This window comes from Puia sp. P3 (assembly GCF_050632245.1).
Lineage (GTDB): Bacteria > Bacteroidota > Bacteroidia > Chitinophagales > Chitinophagaceae > Puia.
On the sequence record NZ_CP192583.1, the window covers coordinates 6,371,211 to 6,393,550 of the forward strand.

The window sequence follows — 22,340 nt, forward strand, 5'->3', positions numbered from 1 at the left end:
TACGCGCCGGATAAGGAAAAGAACAGGATGTTGAAGTTCCTTTACCAGCATAGCGGTATACATACCAGGTATTCCGTCCTACCGGACTATTCCCGTCCCGCCAGTGAATGGGAGTTCTACCCTCCGACGGAGAACACTGGAACCTTTCCCCACCCTCGAAGACCGCATGCAGGTCTACAGGAAGCACGCGGGTCCGCTCTCGCTGGAGGCCGTATATCGCTGTCTGGAAGAGGCCCAGGTCCCGGCCGAATCGGTTACGCACCTGATCACGGTCAGCTGTACGGGAATGAGCGCACCGGGTCTGGACCTCGAGCTGGTGGAACTCCTGGGTCTCCCTCCGACGATATTCCGGACCTCGATAAATTTTATGGGCTGTTACGCGGCGGTACACGCGCTCAAGTTAGCGGATGCCCTTGTCCGTGGGGCTGCAGGCGCCAGAGTCCTGATCGTGTGTACCGAGCTGTGTACGCTGCATTTTCAGCAGCAGGCAACGCTCGACAATATGCTGTCCAGTCTCCTGTTCGCCGACGGATCGGCTGCGGCGCTGGTCGTCGGCGACGACGATGGCGCAGGAGGGCTGCAGCTGCAGCATTTTTATTCGGAGATCATCACGGAGGGAAAGAGGGAGATGACCTGGGACCTGTCCTCGACCGGATTTCAGATGACGCTGACAGGATATGTGGCGGGGCTGATCCAGGCCGATTTTGGGGTCCTGGTGGAAAACGCCCTGCGCAGCAGCGGGATGCAGCGGGAATCGGTCAGCCACTGGTGCATACACCCAGGTGGTAAAAAGATACTGGAGGCCATTTACAAAAGCCTTTCCTTTACCAACGGCCACCTCGACGACAGCTATTCAGTGCTGGATCAGTACGGGAACATGTCCTCCCCTACCATTCTGTTCGTGCTCAAACGCATGATTACCAAGCTGGACTATCGCCGGCCAAATTGTATATTCGGGGCGGCATTCGGTCCGGGACTGACGATGGAAACCTTTCTGGGGAAAACCAACTAACGTAAAGGACTATGGCTGGTAAACCCGATTTTTCTCACCGAAGTTATGAAAAGGAATTGCTGGACCGGGATGATATCCCGTTCGAAGATATCCGTCGGAACATGCTGGAGCTGGACACTATCAATACCCTGCTCGGGGGGCATGCGATAACTGTCAAAGGAATGAGGGAGTTGATAACGGGGATGCAGCGCGGGCCACGACGTATAAGCGTCTGTGAGATAGGGTGCGGAGGAGGGGACAATCTGCGGGTGCTCAGCCGGCGGTGCCGGCGCTGGGGCATAACCGTCGACGCTATCGGTATCGACAGCAACGAGCACTGTGTCAGTGTCGCGCAGCAGCAATGGAAAGAAGGAGAGGCCCGGTGGATACACTCGGACTACCAGGATGTTGAATTCGGGGACGACAGGCCCGATATCATTTTTCGTCCCTGTTCTGCCACCATTTCAGTGACGAACAACTGGCCGGCATGCTCCGGTGGATGGACCGCAACGCTGGGACGGGGTGGTTCATAAACGACCTGCACCGCCATCCGCTGGCCTGGGGTTCTATCCGGCTGTTGACGCGGCTGTTCTCGGGGAGTTATCTGGTCAAAAATGACGCTCCGCTATCTGTATTGCGCGGTTTCAGCCGAAGCGAATGGCAGCGTATATTGCAGGCGGCAGGCATCGGAGGGTACACGCTGCGGTGGAAATGGGCGTTCCGGTGGCTGGTCGTGAGAAAGAAAGGACCGCACAACTGATCAACTATGTACGACGTCACCATAACAGGCGGTGGGCTCGCGGGTCTGGCGCTTTCCATTCAGCTCGCGAAAGCCGGCTATCGCGTAGCGCTGTTTGAGAAAGAGACCTATCCCTGGCATAAGGTCTGCGGAGAGTATATCAGCCTCGAGAGCTGGAACTTTCTGGAGGATCTGGGCCTACCCCTCAGTGACTGGAACCTTCCCATCATCCGCCGGCTGCTGATGTCTTCGCCCAATGGCAAGACGCTGGAGCACGAGCTTCCGCTGGGCGGTTTTGGAATCAGCAGATACAAGGTAGATGCGGCCCTCGCGGATATCGCCCGGTCGTCGGGTGTGGACCTTTTCGAGGGCGTAAAAGTGACGGATATCGTCTTTCAGCAGTCCCAGTTCGAGACCCAGACAAGTGCCGGTACCTTTTATTCGGCCGTCGCCTGCGGAACTTTTGGTAAGCGAAGCAACCTGGACATACGGTGGCAACGTAGTTTCATCCGGAAAAGGTCCGAGCGGCTGAACAATTATGTGGGTGTCAAATATCATGTAAAGGGAGATTTCCCGGCCGACCTCATCGGGTTGCACCATTTCCCCAACGGCTATTGCGGCATTTCGAATATCGAGGATGGAAAATGTTGTCTGTGCTACATGACGACGACGGAGAACCTGCGCATAAGCAACAATTCCATCCCGGAAATGGAAAAGAGGATACTGAGCCAAAATCCACATCTGGAGCAGCTGTTCTCGTCCGTGCAGCCCATTTTTGCGCAGCCGGTGACGATCTCGCAGATCAGTTTTGAAAAAAGGACGCAGGTAGAGGGACATATTTTGCTGATCGGAGATGCAGCCGGAATGATCCCTCCCTTGTCAGGCAATGGAATGAGCATGGCCTTACATGGTAGCAAAATCGCTTTTCACTGCATCGGCGCCTTTCTCCAGGGGCAGCTTCGCCCGGTATGAGCTCGAACAGGAATATACGGATCGGTGGCGTAGACAATTCGGAAGGCGGCTTTGGATGGGAAGGGTATTGCAACAGTGGTTTGTGAGCGAGTCACGTACTAATCTTTTATTATCTTCGTTAAAGTCATACCCGAGGCTGGTTTCTTTTTTGATCAGGCAGACGCACGGCCAACCCTTTTAAACTCCTTTTCCTACCCTGTATCCCACCGGAAAGCCCACCAAAATCCATTGACTGTCAATTGTATTTAATATTTGCCGCTGAATAATGACCCTACGGCAGAAAGAAAAAAATTATCCGGATGCGCAACTGCATGACAGCGGTATTACTGTTTTTTTCGTTGGGGACCCTTGCACAGGACTATCATGCTATTGAAGGATCCCCGTTTGCGGGATCCCCTGGGGGTGGCCAACAATCCGGCTTCGATCCTGAGCACGCCATATCCGTGGGATATAACCGTGTTCTCCACCCAGATAAAGAACAGCACCAATGCGGTCCGATTCACCAACTATTCCTATTTGTCCCACCCCGACACCATCGGATTCGAGTGGACCAGGGGCAACCTGAAGCGCTTTGCGGCGCTCAACTACAATATACATCTGCTGAACGTCCGGCTTTCCCTGAGTCGTACGCAGGCCATATCCTTCGGCGCCAATATCCGCGGGTATTTATCGGCGAGAACTGGCTCCGTCAACTATACCGACTCGCTGCAGAACATGAACCAGTTCTTCCTCATCAACCCGGACGCCACCTATAAAGCCAATATGGTCACGAGCAGCTGGCTCGAACTATACGGTACTTACAGCAGGACCATTCTGGACGACGCCTACGGCGAACTGAATGCCGGTGTTACGCTCAGGGTCATGCGCGGAATTTCCGGCGCCTACCTGCAGCTGACGGGTGGCTCGGTCACCCAGTCGATACGGCAGGATACGCCCGTCTTCAATCTGGCTTCGGCGACTGCGCATTATGGGTATTCGTCGAACTACGATTTCTGGCACGACGACCAGGGCACGGGGACGAATATCAAAAACTTTATCGACCACACGCAGGCCGGGGCGGCCTTCGACTTCGGGGTCGAATACCTGGTGAAATCACAGGCCATACATAACTATGACGACCAGGACGACTATTTTGACTACGATTGGAAGATCGGCGTCAGCCTGCTCGACGTCGGAGCGAACAGATATACCTATGGAACACAAAGCAGGTTTCTCGCCAACCCGAAAATAACCACGACGGATGCCGACCTCAACAACAAATTCGACAGCCCCGGAAGTTTTACCAACTTCAACGATAGCCTGGGCACCATCGCCGGAACATTCAACCGGCTCATGGGAACATTCACGGTATTCAATCCGGCAAGGCTGGTGATCAATATCGACCGGCCTCTTCAGAACAATTTCTCGATCAACGGGGACCTCACCCTCAATCTGGGCGGCTCCAACTATGGAAAGCGGTTGTTTACCAAAGAGATGACGCTGCTGGCGCTGACGCCGCGGTGGGAGACGAAGAGGTGGGGTGCGTATATGCCGCTGACCGTGACGACCGACGGAAAGGTTTGGCTTGGGGCCGCTGCGAAGGCGGGGCCTTTGCTTATTGGGGTGCATAATCTGGGGACGGTTTTCTCCAAGGCCAAATCTTCGAATGGTGGTTTCTATCTTGCTCTGGTGATACGGCCGGGCAAGAAAAAAGATGGTTTCAGGCAGAAGGAGGATAAGATGTATAGTTGTCCGAAATATTAGAAGGATGTCGCGATGGCAAAAATAAACTTTCAATTTTTTCTGAAAATTCAGAAAACCTTTATACCTTTGGATCAGCAACCGGAAAAAAGACATGCAACTAGCAGAAGCAAAGGCTCAATTCATCGCTAACTGGGGACGATTCGGCACCAACTGGGGCATCAACAGGACTATGGCGCAAATACACGCGCTGCTGCTCGTAAGCCCCGATCATCTGAGTGCCGACGAAGTCATGGAGCAACTGAATATCAGCCGCGGCAATGCGAATATGAACCTCCGGGAATTGATAGACTGGGGGCTGGTGCAGAAAGTTATCGTGCCCGGTGAGCGAAAGGAGTTCTTTACGGCGGAAAAGGATATCTGGAAGGTTGCAAGGCAGATCGTAAAAGAAAGGAAGAAGCGCGAGCTGGACCTTATGATCCCTGTTCTGAAGGACCTGAGTGACGTAGAGGGCGACCGGCGCGACAAGGCTGTCAAAACGTTTACGGATACGATACAAAATATCCGGAAGTTCAGCGAGCAGGCCGACAGGACGCTCGATACGATGATCAAGGCCGACGAGCATTGGTTCTGGAGTAGCCTGATGAAGCTATTCGGTGCGAAGCACTAGACTGGGGGACAGCGATCGGGTGGCCAGTGACCGGAGGGTTGGGTGGGACCAGGATTGGGCCGCAGGACAGGGAAGCCGTTAACGCGGCTTTTATTTGATCGCATTGTTTCAGTATTTTCTGAAAGTTCAATAAACAATATACCGCTTCTAAAATTTACAGCTATGACTTACATTCTGGTCTGCTACAGCGCTTATCTTGTGATCATAGTCCTTCTCACCGTCTGGGTCGCGCGCACGCTATTCCGCAACGGCAAGGTCTTCCTTATCGATATCTTCCACGGCAATGAAGAGCTGGCGAGGGCCGTCAACAATCTCCTGCTGGTCGGCTTTTATCTGATCAATAAAGGCATTTATTGATCTTTAAAACCGGATAACATGAAAAACAAAAAGATCATCATCGCCGGCGGCACCGGCTCCATCGGTCAGGCGCTGGCCGCCGCTGGGGAAAGGACAACCAGATCGTCATCCTCAGCCGCCAGTCCACCAACAGCCACAATAACAACTACAGACAAAAGCTGCTCTCTCCGAAGGACGGCTACCATATCACCTACTGGCGCTGGGACGGGCGCTCGGTGGAGAAACACTGGGCGCGGGAACTGGAAGGCGCCGATCTGGTCATCAATCTTGCGGGGCGCAGCGTCAGCTGCCGCTACACTCCCCGTAACCGGTGCGAGATCTTCGAGAGCCGAATGGATGCGACAAAGGCGCTGGGCCGGAGCCATCCGCGAGGCCGTCGTTCCACCACGCGTATGGGTGAATGCAGCCAGCGCCACCATCTACCGCCACGCGCAGGACAGGCCACAGGATGAGGACACTGGGGAATACCATGACGATTTTTCGGTACAGGTGTGCAAGCGCTGGGAAGCAAGTTTTGCGGAGCAACGCACTCCCTTCACCCGGAAGATAGCCTTGCGACTGGCGATCACGCTCGTCGAAGGCGGCGTTATCGTCCCCTATCTTCGCCTTATAAAGCTCGGTCTCGGCGGCCGTCAGGGCAGCGGGCGGCAAATGTACAGCTGGGTGCATATCGACGATGTCCGCCGCGCACTGGAATGGTTTCTTGACCACACCGATCTGGAAGGGACCTATAATCTCTCGTCCCCCGGCCCGGTCACCAACTCCTATTTCATGTCGACCCTGCGTAGACTCGCCGGCGTACGACTCGGTCTGCCTACGCCCGCGTGGTTGCTCAAGCTGGGAGCGGTCCTGGTCGGTACAGAGACCGAGCTCGTGCTGAAAAGCCGGTGGGTGCTGCCCAGCAGGCTGCTGGCGACGGGGTTTGACTTTCAGTATCCGCGCATCGATGGCGCGCTACGTTCGATCATCCGGCTGCAGCGCAGGAATGGACGGAAGATGAAAATAAAAGACGTATTTTAACGGTATACTGTATGATGCGCACAATTCAATCCTGGCTGATCGCGATAACGATCCCTGTCCTTTACGCCGTACTGCTCCGATGGCTCTTCGACAACGACCTCATGGGCGCGTTCCCCATCGCGCTGATGTCCATCAGTTTTCTGGGAGGAGTTCCTTTCGGCGTGGGCTATCTTACCATCTACCTCTCCGACATAGAGAAGGTGCAAAATAAAAAATACTGTGCTATGGCGCCGTGGGTGCCGATGGTAGTTTTTATGATCATCACGCTTGTCTGGCAGGTAGAGGGGCTTGCCTGCTGGCTCATGATCCTTCCGATCTGGTTTGGGGTCTCGACTATTGGAGGCCTTATCGCGGGCGCCCGCAGACGCCGGAAGCACAACGATTCCCAAAAGCTGCTGAGCAGCTGGGTGGTCCTGCTGCCACTTGCTGTGTGCTCCACTGGAAAGGCTGATCCCGCACCACACCGTCCGCTACGAAGCCTATACTTATAAGGATATACAAGCCGCGCCCGCCACGATCTGGAGCAATGTTGTCCGGGTCAGACCGATCGGCGAAGCAGAAGACCGGGGCTGGCTGACGCGAATGCTCGGGTTTCCACGGCCGATACGGGCAGAGCTGGACTATGCGGGTGTCGGCGGCAGCCGTCAGGCTATCTTCAGCAAGGGGCTGGTGTTTATGGAGACGGTCACCGAATATGCAGAACAGCAGAAGATGCATTTCAGCATCAAGGCCGACCCAAGCGCCATCCCACCTACAGCCATGGACAAACACGTTGTCATCGGCGGAGAGTATTTCGACGTGCTCGACGGGACCTATCGTCTCGAGAGGCTGGGAAATGGCGTCTGCCGGTTGCATTTGTACAGCCACTTTGTGCTTAAGACAGATTTTAACTTTTACTCGAGTCTTTGGGCGGGATGGATCATGAAGGATATACAGAACAATATTTTGCGGGTAATTCAAACAAGATGCCAGCGGAATTTGTAATTTAAGGGTACCATGGCCACGACCACAAAAAAGACACTGGTGCTCGGCGCTTCCGACAATCCGACACGATACAGCAACCTGGCAATGAAAAGGTTGCATAGCCATGGTCACCCTGTGATCGCCATCGGTCGGAAGCGGGTAAAAGACGGCGACATTGCTATAGAGACCGAGAAGATCGACTACAGCGATATAGACACGGTGACGCTGTATCTGAATCCAACTCACCAAAAGGAATACTACGACTATATTCTCTCTCTTCATCCGAAACGGATCATCTTCAATCCTGGTGCAGAGAATCCCGAGTTGGAGCAACTCGCGGAGGCCAACGGCATACAGCCGTTGGAAGCGTGCACTCTTGTGTTGTTGAGTACGGGGCAGTTTTGATGTTTGGGTTTTCGTGGGTTGGCACGGCGAATTGCATGGAATGAGTATCCCGGCCTTGGGTAACGACTTTTCAGCGTGTGTTTTTTCATATGTAAAATATAATAATACGACAAATCTCTTATCCCGCGCGGGGTTGACAACGCAGTTGTTCCTCTGTTAATAAAACTATAATCCTCATGCGATTTTGCGAATAAGACGTTTTTCGGTAAATTCGAAAAATCCTTTACAATATGCTATGGCGTAAATTTAATGGCGATCTGATCGATCTACCCATCATTGAAGCCGTTGAGAATGCTATCCGTCGGGAGACGGAGACAGGCTACCGGCTGAAAGTATGCATCGGCACTGATTCCCAGGTGAAAGGTTTGGAAACTGAATTTGCTACGGTAATCGTTTTTTTACGTGAAGGACATGGCGGGTTCATGTTCATTCACAACGAAAAGACAAGGCACCAGTATTCGATCAAGGAACGTATGCTGGTGGAAGTAGCCAAGAGCATCGAAATTGCCTACGAGTTGTGCAATCTCTTTAGTAAGTATAATGTCGACATGGAGGTCCACGCAGACATTAATACGAATCCGCACTTCAAGAGCAATGATGCGCTGAAGGAAGCGATGGGTTACATACTCGGTATGGGCTTCGCTTTCAAGGCCAAGCCCGAAGCGTTTGCCAGCAGCAGCTGCGCGAACAAGGTGGTCAACTGATCCGCTGACCCAACCGTAGCGCCTGCTACTGGTATCAAGGCCGTGTCTGGCACGGTCCAAGGGGTTGTCTCCCCCAAAATTTTCCCGCTCAGGCACCGCCGACTTCGTCCCCGAACTCCTTGTTCATCTCTGAGATCACGCCGAGGATCTTATCCCGTGCCATCCGCTTGACTGCGCTCGAGACAAAATGCTGCGGGAGGAATTGCCAGGTCTTGCGCATCTTTTCCAGAAAGTCCCTGACATTTGCCGCGACGATGCGTTGGTTCTCTTTATCCGCTTTGGTGAATACGAGTGTGAAGGGTACCTGCCATTCCCTCAATTTATTGAGAAACTCCAGGTCGATCTTTTGCGGGGAATGACGGCTGTCGATCAGCACGAATACGTTGACAAGGTTCTCCCGCTTGCGGAGATAGTCCTCGATCATCTTCTCCCATTTCTTCCGCTGCGACTGCGAGACCTTCGCGAAACCATAGCCCGGAAGGTCGACGATATACCATTCGTCGTTGATATTAAAATGATTGATCAGCTGGGTCTTTCCGGGGGTTCCGGAAGTTTTGGCCAGCTTCTCGTTGCCGGTGAGCATGTTGATCAGCGAGGATTTGCCGACGTTGCTGCGGCCGATGAACGCATACTCGGGCCTGTCCGGGCTGGGACATTTGGTATGATCCGGACTGCTGACGACGTAGATGGAGGAATGTATATCCATATTATTAAGGATGTAAGATACATATCCCGCAGGAAACCGGGGCTTTTTACCCGGACTCGCGTACCTTTGCAGCCGCTATGGCCAACTATTCACACGACAGGATCGTCCCATTCAAAGATTCGCAAGCTGGGCAAGAAGCAGCAGGTCGCTGCCATGTTCGACAAAATAGCCTTCCGCTACGACTTCCTGAACAGGTTTCTCTCCGGGGGCATCGACGTCTACTGGCGCAGAAGGGCCATCCGCGAACTGACGGCCGGAAAATCCAAAGGAGGCGGTACAGCCCAGGGCAGTGGCTCCGGCTATGTCCATCCTCGACGTGGCTACGGGCACGGGAGACATGGCCATATGATGACCCGCCATATCCCTTCCAGCCATATCACGGGTATTGATATCTCTACGGGAATGCTGGACATCGGCCGTCAAAAGATAAACCGGCTGGGGCTACAGGAAAGGATCGATCTGCAAACGGGTGATAGCGAAGCCATTCGCTTCCCTGACAACCATTTCGACGCCGTCACCGTCGCCTTTGGCGTACGCAATTTTGAAAATCTGGAACAGGGCTTGCATGAGATGCTGAGGGTTCTGAAACCGGGAGGCAGACTTGTGGTTCTGGAGTTCTCACAGCCAAAAACACCCGGAATACGCCAGATCTATGATCTCTACCTCCGGCTCGTTGCACCTAATATCGGTAAAATGGTGTCCCGCAGCCGCGAGGCCTATCAATATCTCAACGATTCGGTCAAGGCCTTCCCCGAGGGCAATGACTTTAGCCGGATCATGGACGGCTGCGGCTACAAAAACATCCGTCTGCGCCGCCTGAGCCTTTGTATCTGTTCTCTTTACATTGGTGAAAAATGAGGGCGGAAATTTGGCGAAAAATGAGGCTGGGAATGCCAAAATACTGTTATAAAGACCGGACAACTGCAATTATTTTTTCCCATTTGCCGTTATTTTTACACCCCAAGTCAGGCCTATAGAGATTATTTACCCTCAACAAACCCGGACTAAATCCGGTTCCGTTATTATAAAAGTTAGCCAATGCCCATAAGGGATTGAATGCCAGCAACATGACATCTATGAAACTATTTGGGTCAATCAAAAGAAGGGGAGTTATTTTCGCGATCGTATTTTGCGGAATAGTACTGGCAGGGAAGCAGGCATCGGCCCAGCTGAGGGACTACCTCAACCTGCCGGACCACGACAGCAAACGCTATTATCTGGGCATAGGCTTTATGTACCTCAATACACACCTGCAGGTCAGCGCTCACCCAAAATTCCTTCAGGACGACAGCATCCTCTACGTTAACCCAGGCAATTCCGGCGGTTTTGGCGTTTCAGGCATGTTCACTTTCCGCCTGGCGGAACATTTCGAGTTCCGGTTCGCCTTCCCCGAATTCCTGTTCGCCTCCAATACCATTTCTTACCACGTTACCAATCCGCCGCAGGGCGAAGCAGCCCCGGCGACCAAACAGATACAGTCCCTTTTGCTGGGCTTCCCCGCGCAGGTGAAATTCCTTTCCGACCGCATCAACAATTTCAGGGTATATATGCTTGGGGGTATCAACTACCGCTATGATCTCGCGTCGAACTCCTCCGCCCGTAAGGCAGAAAATCTGGTGAAGCTATCGCCTTCCGACCTGAGCATCGAGGCGGGGGTGGGGTTCCAGTTCTATTTCCCAGTGTTTATTCTGTCACCGGAGCTGAAGATCAGCGAGGGGATAAAAAATATTCATAGCCGGGACCCCAATCTCCAGTACTCCAACGTGATCGATAAGATCAAATCGCGGATGGTTGTTTTCTCCCTTATTTTTGAAGGTTAGGCAGTGATGGCCGGCCACTGATTGCCGCGGCGCGCCAGGCCGGCTGCATGGTCCGACAGTTGCATAAATCTATTTTGTCCCTTCAACTAAAAGAGTTGCCGAAAGGTTATGCATTTAGTGGAGACCTACACCCGTCATCAGGAAATGGTCAACGGACTTACGCACGCAGCCGGCGTATTGTTCGGACTTGCGGCGCTGCCGGTTCTCCCCGGGATCGCAACCCTCCATGGCAATAATCAGGGTCTTATCGGTTCGTGTGTCTACGGCTGCAGTTTTCTTCTGGCTTTTGTCTCCAGCACGCTGTATCACCTCGCAAACAGACTACGCGTCAAAAGAAGGCGCTGAAAATATTCGACCATATCAGCATCTACTTTTTTATCGCGGGCACGTATACGCCATTCCTGCTGGTGTATGTCAACAACAGTTGGGGGATGACACTTTTGGCGATCCTCTGGGCGCTGACGGCGGCGGGAGTGATATTCAAAATACTGTTTACGGGCAGGTTCGAAGTGGTCTCGACCATCATCTATCTGGCGATGGGCTGGATCATGATTGCGGGGGACGGAGATTTTTCGATCATCTCCCCAACGAAGTGACGACGCTCGTCTGCATTGGCGCAGGACTTTATTCTGTCGGCGTTTTCTTTTATTTATGGGACAAATACCGCTACACGCATGCGGTGTGGCATGTGTTTGTGCTGGCCGCGGCCATGTGTCATTATGTAGCTGTGCTGCTCGCGATGTGAATCTAATAGTCATACTGCCGTCTGAACATATTGATCCTTACGCCGGCCGTAAACACCGCGGAGTGCGAGCTATGGTAGGTGTCGGTCGGATCGTTCACGGAGTAGTGCCTGTACATCGCCGACAGCTCGAGGAAAAGGTTCTCTTTCCACTGGTAGGATACGAGGCCGTAGAGGTTGACGCAGGTGGCGGGCGTCCCACCGCCAATGCTGAAGTGCAGGTCGCGGGGACGGGTCATGTAGTTCTCGAAAATATTCCCTCCCATATTGACCCCGGCCGAATCGAGCCCCTTCTTGTAGTAGATGGCCCTCCCCTCCACATTCCATTTGTAGGCCGGCTGATAGCGGACTATACCGATAACTTCGTAGAAATTGGAGCCCAGCGGATGAGCCAGGGGCTGGTTGTAGTGACTGTAGTTGGACACGGAGTCGTTATGGGAATACGTGAATGGCCGGACGATATTGGTCTCGAACTGCAGGTCAGAGATTTTTTACCGCGAACGCGTCGACATACTTGACGCCCAGCTGCAAGCCCTGCTTGTTGACCCAGCTGCCACTGGCCGTAGTGCAGGATCTGGTGCAGGACGAATTCATTGAACAGCAGCTGTCCGTAGACCTGCGTCGCGTGGCCAATATTAGCCTTGAAATCGATGCCCGTGGTCGTCTTGTCGGGGCTGCCGTTCTGCTGCTGTGCAGAGACGAGGAAGATGACGGGGTTGAGATAAGAGAAATCGTAGTGATCGGCGCGGCTGAAGACGACGTTCTCGTACACACCCACGTTGAGCCAGGGCGTGGCGTTGATGTTGAGATGATGGACAACGGCGTATTTCTTGGGGTACTGATAGTCGGTAGGCGTGGCGTGCTGACTGATCAGTTCCATATAGATCGTCTGATAGTTGAGTTTCCATACGCGGGTATTGAACTTCAGGAACAGGTAAGGGGCGCTAAAGTCGCTGAGAAAAAGGCTCCTGTAGCCATTGCCGATGAAATTCTTGTCATACCCGAACTGCATATCGAAATACTTCCATACGTTGAAGTAAATGGAAGCCCGGTTGTCGAAATAGTCAAAACCCGGTGGTCTTGAAATGTTTGTAGTATCCGGCTCCGGGAACGGCGTCGAGCTGCGCCACCGGTCCTGGAACCAGGACGGTCCCCGCTCCTGATTATCGGTAAGATAGGCGGAGAAACCCAGTTTGCCGGCGATCATCCCCCTCAGGGGGTAAGGCCTTTGGCATTGAGAAAGGGGCGGGTTTTGAACTTTCCTCCTGTCTCATAGGACTGGGTCTGCTGGATCACCGGGTTGACGGCGAGAAAAAGTCCTTTTCGTTGACCGTATAGAAGTTCGCCGGGTCTTTATAGAAGGTCTCAAGCCAGGGTCTTTTGCTGACAAATGTATCGGGGCGGCCTGTTACCCATTCCACGTTATTCATCAGCAGGGAAGACAGGGTCTGCCGGTCGATAGCGGAAAGATGGTAAAAATCGTCGTAGGGATAGAACTTGTGCAGCGAGTCGGAGATTTCGGCCACGCGTACGGCCAGCTTTCGACTGATGGGTTTGGCCGTACTGATGTTCAGGTCCGGGTTTGTCTGGAGAAGGATCTCCATTCTATCCAGAAAATGGTCAAATTTCGAATCCTGGGGAAGATAGCTGGACTGGGAAAAGCCAGCATTGGGCAGAAATATGGGCGACATCACCACCCCCATTGCAATTCTTAAAATTATCCGGCTGCTTAGAAGGGTTTTAATAAATTGCGTCATAATGTATATCAAATAAGGGACGATCCAATTTTCTTTATGCGTAATTACTTGATCAAGAACATCTCCATTGTCAACGAAGGTAAGATTTGTACAACAGATTTACTAGTCAAAAACGGTCGGATAGAAAAAATCGGAACTGCCATCCGGCCGGACTTCGCTGTCACCGAGATCAACGGAGAAGGAAAACATTTATTGCCGGGTGCTATAGATGACCAGGTACATTTCCGGGAACCCGGACTAACACACAAGGCCAGTATCTATACCGAGGCCAAAGCGGCGGTAGCCGGCGGCGTTACTTCCTTTATGGAAATGCCCAATACGGTGCCGCCGGCATTCACCCGAGGACCTGCTGGAGGAAAAATATGCCATCGGGGCGCGGAGCGCGCTGGCCAACTATTCCTTCTATATGGGGACGTCCAATGACAATGCGGAAGAAGCTCTTCGGACCAACGACAAGAAAAAGGACGTCTGCGGGATCAAGATATTTATGGGTTCCTCCACGGGCAATCTGCTGGTCGATAACTATCTTACCCTGGACCGTCTCTTTAGGGAAAGTGAGGTTCTCATCGCCACGCACTGCGAGGACGAGAAGATCATCAAACAAAATCTCGAACGCCTTCGTGCGGAGGGCCGGCCCCTCGTCGCGTCGGACCATCCTATCATCCGGGACGCCGAAGCCTGCTTCGAGTCGTCGCTGACGGCGATCCAGTTTGCCCAAAAGCACAATAGCCGTCTCCACGTATTTCATCTTACCACAGAAAAAGAAATGCAGCTGTTTGGCAACCTCATTCCCCTCGTGGACAAGCGGATCACGGCCGAGGTCTGTGTCCACCATCTCCATTTCACCAGCGACGACTATGCGACGCTGGGCAACCGTATCAAGTGCAACCCCGCCATCAAAGCGCCCCACAACCGGGAGGCGCTCTGGGCCGCCTTACTCGACGACCGGCTCGACCTGATCGCAACGGACCATGCCCCGCACACGATAGAGGAAAAGAGCGGCGGCTATGAGCAGGCCCACGCCGGCCTGCCGCTGGTGCAACACTCGCTGCTGCTGATGCTGCACTACGTGAAAGAGGGCAGGATCAGCCTCGAAAGGTGGTGGAGAAGATGAGCCATGCCGTCGCCACCTGTTTTAAGGTCGCTGAAAGGGGATTTATCCGGGAGGGGTATTTTGCGGATCTGGTCATCGTGGACCTCAGGAGCCCGTCGGTCGCCACCCGTGAAAGCATTCTCTACAAATGCGGCTGGAGCCCGCTGGAGGGATTCGAATTCCCGGCGACGGTGACCCATACTTTTGTAAACGGGCATCTGGTTTATGGAAATGGGAGCTTTGATGAATCTCAATGGGGTCAGCGCCTGCGTTTTAATCTCTAGCGCCGTTATTGACGGCCCTGGCGTGCAGCGGCCAAAAAATAAATGACCATGGAAATCGACAAAACTACGTATGAGGACCTTTCCCTTTTCAGCCACGAGGAGGAGTATTCCATTTTCCACAAGCTGGACTTTACCCGGACTACCGGCGGAAAGGACCTGCTGCTCGAGTACTTTAACCACCCCTTCAGTAAACTGGAACCCATCCTCGAGACCCAGCGCGTACTCACGCTGATCGGTGAGAAAATGGACTCGTGGCCGACTTCCATCAGCAACGGGACGATAATGGTCATGGAAAGATTTTATGAGACCGGGGTGGACGACATCCCCGAAGCCCATAACCTGCCCGCGGCGCTCAGCTACAAGATCTTTCACGGTCCGGACTATGCCATGGTCCGGTATTCGGTAGGTCATTTCGCAGATTTTGCGAGGGGAATGAACCAGTTGGTTGCCCTGCTGGATCAGCCGGGCTGTCCCCGTCTTCTGAGCGACATGTTGCAGAAAGCGCGTAAACAGCTGGACCATGACATACTCCAGGGGCTGGCTAAGCTGGAGCCCGGAACCAAACTGAACCCGATACAGGTGATCTATTATGGCAATTTCGTGAGGAACCGGTTCAAGGGCTCGATGCAGACGCTGATCGAGATCCACAGCCGGCTGGACGCCTGGTACTCGATGGCTCAGGCAATAAGGCGGTATCGCCTGAGTTTCCCGGTCTTTGTGGAACAGGAAGATCCGTATTTTGAAGCGAGCTCGCTTTATCACCTTTTGCTACCGGCGCCCGTAGCGTATGATATCCGACTTGACCAGACTACAAACTTTCTTTTTTTGACGGGCGCGAATATGGCTGGCAAGAGCACTTTCATCCGGAGTGTGGGAGTCGTCGTGTTTTTGGCCCATCTCGGAATGGGTGTGCCGGCCACGTCCCTTCGTCTGAGTCTTTTCGACGGGATCCTCAGCAATATCAACGTAGTCGATAACCTCGCCAAGGGCGAAAGTTTCTTCTTCAACGAAGTGCAGCGCATCCGCAATACGCTCGAAAAGATCAGGGGCAGCAAGAAATGGCTCGTGCTGATTGACGAGCTGTTCAAGGGCACCAATGTGCAGGACGCGATGAAGTGTTCGCTGACCGTTATTAAGGGCCTGATCCGGATCAGGCGATCGCTGTTCGTCCTGAGTACCCATCTTTATGAGATCGGGGACGAATTGAAGCAGTATCCGAATATTCTATTCAATTATTTCGAGACTTCGGTAAAGAATGACCAGCTGGAGTTCAGCTATCAGTTGAAAGAGGGGGTTAGCAATGACCGGATCGGGTATCTTATTTTGAAGAGGGAGAAGGTGGTGGAGATGCTGGAGGGACTTTGATCGCCGTGGAACGGCGCTCGTGGAACTATACCCGGATTTTTCAAAGCTGCATTTATTTAAATTCTAGCTTCACCGACCAAACCTTAGGGATATGTTGGTGAAAACATTTGGAAGCGCGGTGTATGGAGTGGAGGCGATCACCATCACCGTCGAAGTCAACGTTACGGAGGGCCTTCATACCTTTGTGGTCGGTCTGGCCGACAGCGCCGTCAAAGAGAGCATTCAGCGTATCGAAAGCGCGATCAAGAGCAACGGCTATTACATGCCGCGCACGAAACTGATCGTCAATCTCGCGCCGGCGGGTATCCGAAAATCTGGCGCCGCTTTCGACCTGCCGATCGCGGTAGGCGTGCTTGCGGCAAGCGAACAGATACCGAACCCGGACATCCTCAGGGACTATGTGATCATGGGTGAGCTGGGCCTGGACGGCAATATTCACTCCATCAAGGGTGCGCTGCCCATCGCCATTCAGGCGCGGAAAGAACAGTTCAGGGGACTCATTGTGCCACAGTCCAACGCCACGGAGGCAGCGACGGTCAATCAGCTGCAGGTATTTGGTTTCAGCCACCTGAAAGAGGTCATCGACTTTCTCCGGGATACCAGCCAGGCGCAGCCTGTTGTCGTCAATACCAGGAGTATCTTCAACGCGGCTCAACCGCTGACGGACGTCGATTTCAACGAAGTCAGAGGACAGGAAAGTATAAAAAGGGCTCTGGAGATTGCAGCGGCGGGAGGGCACAATGCCATACTGGTCGGGCCGCCCGGAGCGGGTAAGACGATGCTCGCCAAACGCCTTCCAACGATCCTGCCTCCCCTAAGCCTCCAGGAAGCACTGGAGACGACAAAGATCCATAGCGTGGCGGGCAGGCTGGGCGGCAACACGACGCTGATCTCCCAGCGCCCTTTCCGGAGTCCGCACCACACCATCTCCGGCAATGCGCTGGTTGGAGGAGGCAGTATTCCTCAGCCGGGAGAAATTTCACTCGCTCATAACGGCGTTCTGTTCCTCGACGAACTGCCGGAATTTACCAGGAGTACGCTGGAAGTGATGCGGCAGCCCATGGAAGACCGGCGCGTAACGATCAGCCGGGCAAGGATGTCGGTGGAATTCCCTTCCTCTTTTATCCTGCTGGCGTCCATGAATCCCTGCCCCTGCGGCTATTATAATCACCCGGACAGGGAATGCAGCTGTCCGCCGGGCGCGGTGTCAAAATATCTCAATAAGATCTCCGGTCCTCTGCTGGACCGCATCGACCTGCACGTGGAAGCTGGTGCCGGTGCCCTATGACCAGCTGGGACAGCAGCGACGCGGCGAGAGCTCGCTGCAGATACGGCAGAGGGTGATGGCTGCGCGGGAGATACAACGAATACGGTATGGGAGATCGGGTCATGGCGCCCGCAAGGCGGCGGGCATCTATTGTAACGCGCAGATCAGCAGCCGGCTGGTGAATAGTTGCTGCCGCATCGATCCGGCCGGCGAGCGACTGTTGTATGACGCCATGCGGAAGCTGAAGCTTTCGGCCCGCGCGCAGGACCATATCCTCAAGATCAGCCGGACCATTGCCGACCTGGCGGCGAGCGAGAATATTACCAACGATCATCTTTCGGAGGCTATAAATTTCAGGAGCCTCGACAGGGAGGGGTGGGCTGGGTAGCGCGCTAGCCGGGCGTGAGGGCCGCAGCAGGGGCGTGAGGAAACAAGAGGTAGTGTCAGATCTCCTTTGCGAGGGGGAAGTCGATGGGAATCTTTGTCAGGCGGAAGATGTAGTTGGTAAAGCTCATCACGTTGATAAGAATGAAGAGGTCCATCAGCGCCGCCTCCTTATAACCCAGCCCATAAAACTCCCGGATCAGCGCGTCGCCGACCTCTCCCTTATTGTCGATAGCCGAACGCACAATACCATAGATGACCTGCCATTTCCTGTCGGGGTGGGAGCCGGCGCGGATGGCCAATGTGTCTTCTTCCTTCCAGCCGGCCTTGATCGCGGACTGGGTGTGCGACGCGAGACAGTATTCGCAGCGGTTGATCTGCGAAACGATCAGATAGATCGCCTCCCGCTCGCGCGCGTGAAACGTATTCTTTGCCTGCGCCCGGACATACTGCGTATAAGAGCTGAGCGCATTGCCGGAATACCCAATGGTTGCATAGAGGTTGGGCATCATTCCGATCGACTGTTTGAACTGATCGAAGATGGTTTTCGTCTCATCGGATACCTGCTCATAGGCTGGTACTACAAAAGATGACATATGGGAAAGTTTAAAATTTAGGTTGTGGTGGCGGTGGGGCAATCGAGCCATGGGGTTGTGGTGCGGTGGGGCGATCGAGCCATGGGGTCGTGGTGCCCTGTGGCGGTCATATTCATTTACCAGTCATTTTTTAGTGAAAGATTGGTTCTCTCGGGCGACTTCGCCTCCACTTCCTTCCAGTTGGGGTCATACCATACAAAGAAGTTCAGCCAGATGGTTCTCGACAAGCGCATGAGCAGCGGCTGCATCAGAACCAGCAGAACGCCATTGATACCCATCCACCAGAATATGCGGTTGTCGTGCAGCGACATCCCTATAAGCACTTTCCATGCGACAAAAGTGGCGACGCAGAGCGCAACCGAAAGAGCATAGCTGACAAAACCAGTGCCGTAGAAAAAGCCGACTTCGATCTCGAACTGCTGGCCGCAGACAGGACAGTTGTCGTTCATTTCCATGAAATGCTTCAGCCGGTAAGGATTGCTGTATTTATACAGATTTCCTCTACGGCAGCGGGAACATTTATTGCGCAATATGCTTCCAATAAGACTGGGCTTATGGTCGTGGTCAACTTTTGCAGCACACATATAAAAGATTTTCCACAAAGTTAAAAAGACGGCCCGGTCCCCTATTGTGCTTTTAATGACTTAAATGGTACTTTTCGTTGTTTCCCGTGGGGCCGGGGAGACTCATTTTTTCCGGTTCTTTTTTCTGGAGCTGCCGGCCGACGAATCGTCTTTTTTGCGCCGGTGCCCGATCCGCGTGCCGGAGGTGTTCCCGCGGTGCCACTGGTAGCCGCGCCGCGTGATGGCGGGCCCCCTGCTGACTTGAGTCGCGCGGTCGCCGGGGCGACCTTCGGGGATATTGCGCCTCTGGCCACGGCGGGGGCCACCGCCGCCTTGCCGCCTCCTGTGACCTCCCAGCGGGCCAGCCATCGTGAAAGCCGCAGCAACAGCTCGTTATTGGCCAAATAAAAGACGAACAGCGGCATGATCTTGAAAAGCGAGCGTTTAGTGGTTTCCGTTAGGTTGAACAAGGGAAAAACAAACCCCAGAAGACCCAGCGCAAGATAGGTGACCGCGATCGCGTACAGCCAGAACCGAGCCTCCCGGCTGAAACGACGGACGAAGACCAGTTCAGCGACAAAAAGGGCGCAGGTAATATAGAAGAGATACCCCCACAGGTGAATGGCGAAAGTACCGAGCAGCAGCTGGTTGACGATATCACCGTATCGCTTCAGCAACGGGGACCAGTCGCTCAGGTGGTTGTTGACCAGTCCGCCGACGTCGTAGTGTACCGGCAGGTAATGACCGACATATAGCTGCACCGGAAGGTAATATCCCACCAATGATGGCAGCAAAAAGAAAAGCCCGGCCAGCGCCGTCTTTTTCAGGACAGCCCCGGAGACCCTTATCCCGGCATCCCCCGAAACCTTCGCTCTGCCGCCTGCCGACCGCCGCCACCTGGACCAAAAGATCAGGGGAAGGAAAAGTACCACCAGGATCAGGGTTTCGGAACGGACATAGGTTGCGATCCCCAGCAGCAGCCCCGCGAAGGAGATCGTTGCGGGTGAACCGGACACGCGGCGTGGCAGCCTATCTGTCCCATGTGTACTGCCGACGGATGATCCATCGGGCCCAGGGGGGCAGCGGGATCCGAGGACGCGTTGGATGGAGAACCTGATCCGCCGGCGCTCAGGCCTATCCATAAGAAATAGAGACCGAGACAAAAGAAGACCATATTGCTATAGTCGTAGAGGATCATAAACGTATACGCGAAAATCTCCGGTGTCATCAGGAACAGCAACAGCAGCAGCCCCGCCAGCACGGGATGCAGCCTCTCGCGGAGGAAATGGTATAAAAACACGGTAAATGAAATAAAGACGACGCTCAGCCAGACCTGGCCAAAGGGAAAGCCGGCCAGTTTGTAGATGACCTGAAGGCTGATGAGGAAGGGAGACTTGAACTGATTGTTCGTCGACGAGAGGTCGAGGCCAAAGAATGAATTGATCATCGACTGCTCGCGGATCGCATATTCGGCGATAGTTTCAGGGCCGGAGAGCACGTCGCGCGAGGTGGGGGCAGATAGTAGCAGCGCCAGACGCTGACAAAGATCATGAATCCGATGATAAGCCAGTAGGGCACCTCATAGGGCCGGACCCGGAACCGCACCGGACCGAAGGGCTGCGTGAACACGGAGATGCCCGATCCGCGCATCCTCAGAAAAGAAGGGATGTTCAGCAACAGCGTCACCGCCACCAGCGCGCCGAATACCGTCGGGCCGGTGATAACGATGTATAGCAGCTGCAGCAGAAAGGGCACGATGGAAGCGACGGCGACCCCCAGCAGCAACGTCAGCGTAACCATATAGGCCGGCTTTAGCCGGATCCTGAAAAGCGTAAGTATCCCAAACCCCGAAAGCCAATAACAAACCAGTAAGAACAGATAGATGAGTATCGGCATAGCTTACAGTATTGGTGGGTATTTTTTGAAGCCGTCCAGGATCTGCTGCAACTGTTGCGGCGACTTGATCTCGTCGAGAGTGACGCCCTTGTTCTTCGTTATCCGGACAATAAAATTTGCCTTCTTCACGTCCGGGGAATTTGTCCAGACACCCTCCAGACCGGTATAGTAATAGAATACGGCAGGCTCAGGGGCCCGGATATTGCCATAGATCTTCAGCGAGTCCCGGTAGTAGCTGTTCGGTTCGAACAGGATGACCGCATGTGGCATATTCTTTTTTCGACTACCTCCTTTACCCGCATGGAGATCGTATAGACGATGCCATATCTCGTCTTCTTTATCGCCATCTCATCCCCAGGCTCGTCTTTCTCTTTCAGAAAATCGAACCAGTACTGGCTGGGTTTGGCGTTGAACCATTCCCGGTAATACCCCACGTTGAGTACGATCAGGACCAGGCCGCAGGAGATCAGCGTCAGTATAAAAACTTTCATGGTTATCCTTTTTTAATACGGAAACGGCATGGTCCACCGCACGGGCCGTCATCGCCATATAGGTCAGTGAAGGATTTTGAGTCGAAGTCGAGGTCATGCAGGCTCCATCGGTGATGTATACGTTGTCGCAGCCGTGGAAGCTGGTGCCACCGGTTCAAAAGAGAGGTCCGGGGATCCTTTCCCATGCGGACCCCACCCATCTCGTGTATATCCAGACCCGGTGCCTGCCCCGAGTCGCCTGTCTTTATATTGGTAAACCCGGCGGCCGAATACATTTCGGTCATCTGTGCGAAGAAGTCCTTCAGCATCTTTTCGTCGTTGGCGTCGTAGGCGATATCGATCTTTAGCTGCGGAATGCCCCACTGGTCCTTCAGATTGCCGTCGAGACTCACCTGATTGGTCTCTTTGGGAATGGTCTCGCCCATCATATGCGAGCCCACCCGCCAGGGTCCCGGCTCTGCCAGCGCGAGGCCTCGTTTTAGCTCAGCGCCGAATCCATGAGCCGAATCCTTAACGCCGCGAAAGGCGGAAAAGCCCGCGGCATAGCCCCTGAGAAAATCGGCGTCCCTGTCCTGGCTGACGACATTCCTGAAACGGGGGATATAGGCCCCGGTCGGGCGACGGCCATCCGTCGTGTTCTCCCTGAACCCGTCGTATTCGGCGGAGATATGTCCCCGGTAGTTGTGAAAGGCGACGTATTTCCCGAGCAGCCCGTTGTCGTTGCCGAGGCCGTGCGGGAAGCGGGATGAACGGGAGTTGAGCAAAATAAGATTGGTATTCAGCGCGCCGGCATTAACGAAGATGACCGGAGCGAAATATTCGGACAATTCCTTTGTATTGGCGTCGATCACCCGCACGCCGGATGCCTTACTCTT

The 22,340-nt window shown here is 53.9% G+C and carries 33 protein-coding genes and 1 pseudogene; 22 read left to right on the forward strand and 12 right to left on the reverse strand.

Annotated elements, in window-relative coordinates:
• Positions 1-103 precede the first annotated feature (103 nt).
• From ACQ86N_RS40075 to ACQ86N_RS40130, 12 genes are all read left to right on the forward strand, one after another.
• A complete protein-coding gene (locus tag ACQ86N_RS40075; protein WP_431211921.1) occupies positions 104-1,012 on the forward strand; it encodes a type III polyketide synthase in 909 nt (302 codons plus the stop codon).
• 11 nt (positions 1,013-1,023) lie between these two features.
• Positions 1,024-1,524 carry a class I SAM-dependent methyltransferase gene (locus tag ACQ86N_RS40080; RefSeq protein ID WP_431211922.1) on the forward strand — a complete coding sequence of 167 codons (501 nt, stop codon included), beginning with the start codon at positions 1,024-1,026 and terminating at the stop codon, positions 1,522-1,524.
• A complete protein-coding gene (locus tag ACQ86N_RS40085; RefSeq protein ID WP_431211923.1) occupies positions 1,491-1,751 on the forward strand; it encodes a hypothetical protein in 261 nt (86 codons plus the stop codon). Before ACQ86N_RS40080 ends, ACQ86N_RS40085 begins: the two co-directional genes overlap by 34 nt.
• A 6-nt stretch (positions 1,752-1,757) precedes the next feature.
• On the forward strand, positions 1,758-2,702 hold the full coding sequence (locus tag ACQ86N_RS40090; protein WP_431211924.1) for an NAD(P)/FAD-dependent oxidoreductase: 945 nt from the start codon (positions 1,758-1,760) through the stop codon (positions 2,700-2,702).
• A 384-nt stretch (positions 2,703-3,086) separates the two neighbouring features.
• Positions 3,087-4,445 carry a hypothetical protein gene (locus ACQ86N_RS40095; protein ID WP_431211925.1) on the forward strand — a complete coding sequence of 453 codons (1,359 nt, stop codon included), beginning with the start codon at positions 3,087-3,089 and terminating at the stop codon, positions 4,443-4,445.
• A 91-nt stretch (positions 4,446-4,536) separates the two neighbouring features.
• Positions 4,537-5,052, forward strand: coding sequence for a GbsR/MarR family transcriptional regulator (locus tag ACQ86N_RS40100; RefSeq protein WP_431211926.1), 516 nt, complete (start codon positions 4,537-4,539; stop codon positions 5,050-5,052).
• A 162-nt stretch (positions 5,053-5,214) separates the two neighbouring features.
• Entirely contained in the window at positions 5,215-5,409 is a 195-nt protein-coding gene (locus ACQ86N_RS40105) for a hypothetical protein (RefSeq protein ID WP_431211927.1), read from the forward strand.
• A gap of 18 nt (positions 5,410-5,427) precedes the next feature.
• Complete coding sequence (locus tag ACQ86N_RS40110) at positions 5,428-6,429, forward strand: DUF1731 domain-containing protein (RefSeq protein WP_431211928.1); 1,002 nt, start codon at positions 5,428-5,430, stop codon at positions 6,427-6,429.
• Positions 6,430-6,440: 11 nt separating this feature from the next.
• Positions 6,441-6,920 (forward strand): hypothetical protein, encoded by a 480-nt coding sequence (locus ACQ86N_RS40115; protein ID WP_431211929.1) that lies wholly within the window; start codon positions 6,441-6,443, stop codon positions 6,918-6,920.
• Positions 6,853-7,413: a hypothetical protein gene (locus ACQ86N_RS40120; protein WP_431211930.1), complete on the forward strand. Its 561-nt coding sequence runs from the start codon at positions 6,853-6,855 to the stop codon at positions 7,411-7,413. Before ACQ86N_RS40115 ends, ACQ86N_RS40120 begins: the two co-directional genes overlap by 68 nt.
• Before the next feature lie 12 nt (positions 7,414-7,425).
• Positions 7,426-7,797 carry a CoA-binding protein gene (locus tag ACQ86N_RS40125; protein ID WP_431211931.1) on the forward strand — a complete coding sequence of 124 codons (372 nt, stop codon included), beginning with the start codon at positions 7,426-7,428 and terminating at the stop codon, positions 7,795-7,797.
• 230 nt (positions 7,798-8,027) lie between these two features.
• Positions 8,028-8,501, forward strand: coding sequence for a ribonuclease H-like YkuK family protein (locus tag ACQ86N_RS40130; protein WP_431211932.1), 474 nt, complete (start codon positions 8,028-8,030; stop codon positions 8,499-8,501).
• An 88-nt stretch (positions 8,502-8,589) separates the two neighbouring features.
• On the opposite strand, the gene yihA is transcribed toward ACQ86N_RS40130, so the two are convergent.
• Positions 8,590-9,207 carry a ribosome biogenesis GTP-binding protein YihA/YsxC gene (gene yihA / locus ACQ86N_RS40135; protein WP_431211933.1) on the reverse strand — a complete coding sequence of 206 codons (618 nt, stop codon included), beginning with the start codon at positions 9,205-9,207 and terminating at the stop codon, positions 8,590-8,592.
• Positions 9,208-9,273: 66 nt separating this feature from the next.
• Here yihA and ACQ86N_RS40140 point away from each other — a divergent pair, with 66 nt between their 5' ends.
• The 4 genes and pseudogenes from ACQ86N_RS40140 (at position 9,274) to ACQ86N_RS40155 (ending at position 11,772) form a co-directional block, all read left to right on the forward strand.
• On the forward strand, positions 9,274-10,065 hold the full coding sequence (locus ACQ86N_RS40140; RefSeq protein ID WP_431211934.1) for a ubiquinone/menaquinone biosynthesis methyltransferase: 792 nt from the start codon (positions 9,274-9,276) through the stop codon (positions 10,063-10,065).
• Positions 10,066-10,283: 218 nt separating this feature from the next.
• On the forward strand, positions 10,284-11,027 hold the full coding sequence (locus ACQ86N_RS40145) for a PorT family protein (protein WP_431211935.1): 744 nt from the start codon (positions 10,284-10,286) through the stop codon (positions 11,025-11,027).
• 144 nt (positions 11,028-11,171) lie between these two features.
• Positions 11,172-11,623 (forward strand): annotated as a pseudogene (gene trhA / locus ACQ86N_RS40150) (PAQR family membrane homeostasis protein TrhA).
• Positions 11,620-11,772 (forward strand): hypothetical protein, encoded by a 153-nt coding sequence (locus ACQ86N_RS40155; protein WP_431211936.1) that lies wholly within the window; start codon positions 11,620-11,622, stop codon positions 11,770-11,772. Before trhA ends, ACQ86N_RS40155 begins: the two are co-directional and overlap by 4 nt.
• 2 nt (positions 11,773-11,774) lie before the next feature.
• Here ACQ86N_RS40155 and ACQ86N_RS40160 read toward each other — a convergent pair whose 3' ends face one another.
• From ACQ86N_RS40160 to ACQ86N_RS40170, 3 genes are all read right to left on the reverse strand, one after another.
• The gene (locus ACQ86N_RS40160; protein ID WP_431211937.1) at positions 11,775-12,194 is read right to left on the reverse strand and encodes a hypothetical protein; all 420 of its coding nucleotides are present in this window, start codon (positions 12,192-12,194) and stop codon (positions 11,775-11,777) included.
• A complete protein-coding gene (locus ACQ86N_RS40165) occupies positions 12,119-12,976 on the reverse strand; it encodes a hypothetical protein (protein WP_431211938.1) in 858 nt (285 codons plus the stop codon). Before ACQ86N_RS40165 ends, ACQ86N_RS40160 begins: the two co-directional genes overlap by 76 nt.
• Positions 12,977-13,061: 85 nt before the next feature.
• Positions 13,062-13,460, reverse strand: coding sequence for a hypothetical protein (locus ACQ86N_RS40170; RefSeq protein WP_431211939.1), 399 nt, complete (start codon positions 13,458-13,460; stop codon positions 13,062-13,064).
• 57 nt (positions 13,461-13,517) lie between these two features.
• Between ACQ86N_RS40170 and ACQ86N_RS40175 the strand changes: the two genes are divergently transcribed.
• From ACQ86N_RS40175 to ACQ86N_RS40200, 6 genes are all read left to right on the forward strand, one after another.
• Positions 13,518-13,949, forward strand: a complete 432-nt coding sequence (locus ACQ86N_RS40175; RefSeq protein ID WP_431211940.1) for a hypothetical protein — start codon at positions 13,518-13,520, stop codon at positions 13,947-13,949.
• A complete protein-coding gene (locus ACQ86N_RS40180) occupies positions 13,933-14,640 on the forward strand; it encodes a hypothetical protein (protein WP_431211941.1) in 708 nt (235 codons plus the stop codon). The genes ACQ86N_RS40175 and ACQ86N_RS40180 overlap by 17 nt, the downstream gene beginning before the upstream one ends.
• The gene (locus tag ACQ86N_RS40185) at positions 14,637-14,903 is read left to right on the forward strand and encodes a hypothetical protein (protein ID WP_431211942.1); all 267 of its coding nucleotides are present in this window, start codon (positions 14,637-14,639) and stop codon (positions 14,901-14,903) included. Before ACQ86N_RS40180 ends, ACQ86N_RS40185 begins: the two co-directional genes overlap by 4 nt.
• Positions 14,904-14,951: 48 nt before the next feature.
• A complete protein-coding gene (locus ACQ86N_RS40190) occupies positions 14,952-16,268 on the forward strand; it encodes a MutS-related protein (protein ID WP_431211943.1) in 1,317 nt (438 codons plus the stop codon).
• Between the two features lie 91 nt (positions 16,269-16,359).
• Complete coding sequence (locus ACQ86N_RS40195) at positions 16,360-17,556, forward strand: YifB family Mg chelatase-like AAA ATPase (protein ID WP_431211944.1); 1,197 nt, start codon at positions 16,360-16,362, stop codon at positions 17,554-17,556.
• Entirely contained in the window at positions 17,540-17,923 is a 384-nt protein-coding gene (locus ACQ86N_RS40200) for a hypothetical protein (RefSeq protein WP_431211945.1), read from the forward strand. Before ACQ86N_RS40195 ends, ACQ86N_RS40200 begins: the two co-directional genes overlap by 17 nt.
• A 55-nt stretch (positions 17,924-17,978) precedes the next feature.
• Here the strand turns inward: ACQ86N_RS40200 and ACQ86N_RS40205 are convergent, their stop codons facing one another.
• From ACQ86N_RS40205 to ACQ86N_RS40240, 8 genes are all read right to left on the reverse strand, one after another.
• Positions 17,979-18,515 carry a carboxymuconolactone decarboxylase family protein gene (locus tag ACQ86N_RS40205; protein WP_431211946.1) on the reverse strand — a complete coding sequence of 179 codons (537 nt, stop codon included), beginning with the start codon at positions 18,513-18,515 and terminating at the stop codon, positions 17,979-17,981.
• Positions 18,516-18,631: 116 nt separating this feature from the next.
• Positions 18,632-19,099 carry a DUF983 domain-containing protein gene (locus ACQ86N_RS40210; protein ID WP_431211947.1) on the reverse strand — a complete coding sequence of 156 codons (468 nt, stop codon included), beginning with the start codon at positions 19,097-19,099 and terminating at the stop codon, positions 18,632-18,634.
• Positions 19,100-19,140: 41 nt separating this feature from the next.
• Complete coding sequence (locus tag ACQ86N_RS40215; protein WP_431211948.1) at positions 19,141-20,094, reverse strand: hypothetical protein; 954 nt, start codon at positions 20,092-20,094, stop codon at positions 19,141-19,143.
• A complete protein-coding gene (locus ACQ86N_RS40220; RefSeq protein WP_431211949.1) occupies positions 20,016-20,576 on the reverse strand; it encodes a hypothetical protein in 561 nt (186 codons plus the stop codon). Before ACQ86N_RS40220 ends, ACQ86N_RS40215 begins: the two co-directional genes overlap by 79 nt.
• Positions 20,522-20,974 carry a hypothetical protein gene (locus ACQ86N_RS40225; RefSeq protein ID WP_431211950.1) on the reverse strand — a complete coding sequence of 151 codons (453 nt, stop codon included), beginning with the start codon at positions 20,972-20,974 and terminating at the stop codon, positions 20,522-20,524. The genes ACQ86N_RS40220 and ACQ86N_RS40225 overlap by 55 nt, the downstream gene beginning before the upstream one ends.
• Positions 20,975-20,977: 3 nt before the next feature.
• On the reverse strand, positions 20,978-21,244 hold the full coding sequence (locus tag ACQ86N_RS40230) for a hypothetical protein (protein ID WP_431211951.1): 267 nt from the start codon (positions 21,242-21,244) through the stop codon (positions 20,978-20,980).
• Positions 21,245-21,322: 78 nt separating this feature from the next.
• The gene (locus ACQ86N_RS40235; RefSeq protein ID WP_431211952.1) at positions 21,323-21,562 is read right to left on the reverse strand and encodes a hypothetical protein; all 240 of its coding nucleotides are present in this window, start codon (positions 21,560-21,562) and stop codon (positions 21,323-21,325) included.
• Positions 21,468-22,322, reverse strand: coding sequence for a GMC oxidoreductase (locus ACQ86N_RS40240; RefSeq protein WP_431211953.1), 855 nt, complete (start codon positions 22,320-22,322; stop codon positions 21,468-21,470). The genes ACQ86N_RS40235 and ACQ86N_RS40240 overlap by 95 nt, the downstream gene beginning before the upstream one ends.
• Positions 22,323-22,340 lie beyond the last annotated feature (18 nt).